3 protein-coding genes are annotated in these 2,826 nt (G+C 65.0%); all 3 read right to left on the minus strand.

Annotated features, from left to right (window positions below):
- Positions 1-184 precede the first annotated feature (184 nt).
- Positions 185-598 carry a DUF6086 family protein gene (locus tag ACFU6I_RS48320; RefSeq protein ID WP_384380888.1) on the minus strand — a complete coding sequence of 138 codons (414 nt, stop codon included), beginning with the start codon at positions 596-598 and terminating at the stop codon, positions 185-187.
- Positions 599-778: 180 nt separating this feature from the next.
- Positions 779-1,141, minus strand: coding sequence for a hypothetical protein (locus ACFU6I_RS48325; protein WP_384380891.1), 363 nt, complete (start codon positions 1,139-1,141; stop codon positions 779-781).
- Positions 1,142-1,496: 355 nt separating this feature from the next.
- A protein-coding gene (locus tag ACFU6I_RS48330) for an IS3 family transposase (RefSeq protein ID WP_384380894.1) occupies positions 1,497-2,677 on the minus strand; the annotation gives its coding sequence in 2 pieces (ribosomal slippage) (positions 1,497-2,390 and positions 2,393-2,677; 1,179 coding nt in all).
- Positions 2,678-2,826: the final 149 nt, after the last annotated feature.

Consider the following 2,826-nt stretch of genomic DNA (forward strand, 5'->3'; position numbering starts at 1 on the left):
AAACCTTCATCATCCGTGCAGCACCGCATCAAGAACTCGACCTACATCGACTCCCCTCAACGTTCAGGACACACCAAACGCCAGATGTTCGGCCGAGCAGGCCTCGATCTCCTCCGCAAGCGCGTCCTTGCTCTACACGTAGGACAACGCTTGCGAGCTTGCCACGGGTGCTGACGGACGAGCCTCAGGCCGCCACGTGCCGGGCGAGCTCGCGTGACTTCTGCTGCAGTGCGGCTGTCCACTCCCTTGCATGGGGATCCGAAGCCGTCTTGAGATAGCCGCTCTCGGCGCGCGCGGCAGCCTGCCAGTTCACCTCGATGTTCGCTTTCTCAGCCAAGGCGAGCGCCGTGGCAACGAACCCCTCGGACAGGGTGGCCATGACGGCGTGCCTGGTTTTGCTATGCCAGGCGAGCAGGGCGTCGACGAACACTGCGAATGCGACGGGGTCGATCTGACACTCGTCCGCTTCCATGGAACCGATGCCGGATGGCAGACCCACTTCTTCTTGATAGACGGCGACATGACTCATGAACAGCCGGGACGCCCCGTTGGACGGGTTCCACAGGGCTCGGTCGCCCATTTTGTAGTACTGGCTCACGTCAGCCTCTCACTGCTGGTCATAGGGGCTCGACATTACGGTCAGTCAGCCCTCCACGGAAAGTGAGCCAGAGCCAAAAGTCGTGAACATTCGTCGCCACAGAGATCGCTAATCGCTGCTCAAACTGGTCGACAAACGCTTTCACTGAAGGTGAACGAAGCCACGTGCGAGTCAGGGGGGTCAGAGGGACGGCGCGGGCCAGGGGTTCCGTGTCTGGAGTGCAGCGGCGAGGTCGCGGGCTCGTTCTTCGCTCCGCACGCCGTGCATCATCAAGTAGACCGGTCCCGTGTAGGCGTCCAGGTCGACCTCATGGCTTTGGACCAGGCGGGCGATCACAGCCCGGATTGCATCGCTGACGGCGTCGGCGACAACGTGGCCGGAGCCCGCGGTGAGCGTGCCCGCCTTCACGGTCCACCGCTGGCGTGCTTCGCATTCGATGGCGACGAATACCGCGTTGTGCGCCATGGCGTTCCGGTAGACGTCGTGGAAAGCGTCGGTGCCGGTGGCGTCCGGGATGAGGTGAGCAGGGCAGGGAACCGGCAACGGCTGCGCGAGAGCAATTGTGGCAGCAGGTGAGATCCATACGCATCCGGGACACACTGGAGTGATCGTCCCTGGGCTGGCGAAGTGGTCGGTGAAGCCGGCCCCCAGCCGCACCGGTCTCGCTGCAAACCACACCTCTCACACTGTGGAACGTACACGGGCGCGCAGGGTGAGAGCCCATTCGTCCCGCTCAGGTTGCAACAGCCGTCACTCGGCCGAATCTACCGGTCGTATGGTGGCTCGCCGAGCGCGTGAATGAGACGATTGACTACTTCACCGACAGTGAAGTCCCATCCGGTTAGGCGCTGTCCGCTCCAGTTATCGGGACTGCTGCAGGGTTGGGTGACAGCGGGGTTTATGCAGCCAGGGCTGCGGCTGGGGTCATGATGGTCTCGTACTCGACGGGGGTCAATCGGGCCAGGCGTCTCTGACGCCGGCGTCGATGGTAGGTGCGCTCGATCCAGGTGACGATCGCGATCCGCAGCTCCTGGCGGGTGGCCCAGGTACGGCGGTCGAGAACGTTCTTCTGCAGCAGCGCGAAGAAGCTCTCCATTGCCGCGTTGTCGCCGGCCGCACCGACCCGGCCCATGGAGCCGACCAGGTGGTGACGTGCGAGAACGGACACGAACTTCCGTGAGCGGAACTGCGACCCGCGATCGGAATGAACAGTGCATCCCGCGACCTGGCCGCGACGGGCCACCGCGGATTCAAGGGCTCTCACCGCGAGGCTGGACTGCATCCGGGCGTCGATGGAATAGCCCACGATGCGGCTGGAGTACACGTCCTTGACGGCACACAGATACAGCTTCCCCTCGCCGGTTGCGTGCTCGGTGATGTCCGTCAGCCACAACCGGTTCGGCCCGGCTGCGGTGAAGTCCCGCCGCACCAGATCATCATGGACAGGCGGCCCGGCCTTGGCGTTCTTCCCACGGCCCCTGCGCTTGCCGAAGGCACTCCACCAGCCGTTGTCCCTGCAGATCCGCCAGGCGGTCCGCTCAGCCATCGACTCACCGGCGGCCCGGGCCTCGTCGAGAAGGAAGCGGTGACCGAACTCGGGATCGTCGCGATGCGCGTCGAGCAGGGCGTTGGCCCGGTATGCCCCGGCGAGCTCGGAAACGGTGACCGGTGAGGCCAGCCACCGGTAGTAGGGCTGGCGGGCCAGCCCGAGCACCCGGCACGTCACCGCCACCGGCACCCGGTGAGGGGCAGCGGCGGCGGCCAGCTCGCGGACGAGCGGGTACATCATTTTGACGGCAGGTTCGCCTGCGACAGATACGCCGCAGCCCTCCGCAGAACCTCGTTCTCCTGCTCCAGCAGCCGGATGCGCTTGCGGGCTTCGCGCAGCTCGGCCGACTCACCCGACGCTGTCGCGAGCCTGCCGCCCTCATCGGTGTTGGCACGGCGCAGCCACTTCGACAGCGTGATCGGGTGGACGCCGAAGTCGGCGGCGATCTGTTCCAGCGTGACGCCGGGTTCACGGTTGCGCGCGACCCGCACGACGTCCTCGCAGAACTCCTTCGGATACGGCTTGGGCACTGCAACATCCTTCCAGGCCGCCTCTCAGCAAGCCAGGTCAGGTGTCACTTATCCGTGTCGGCGACGGCTGAATGTGAGGCCAGATGCGGCGGCTCAGTTGTGGGCCATCCGTAGTCTCGTTGGATGGTGTGTCAGTCGTTGCTGGTGGT

The organism is Streptomyces sp. NPDC057486 (assembly GCF_042802415.1).
In the GTDB taxonomy this organism is placed as follows: domain Bacteria; phylum Actinomycetota; class Actinomycetes; order Streptomycetales; family Streptomycetaceae; genus Streptomyces; species Streptomyces yanii.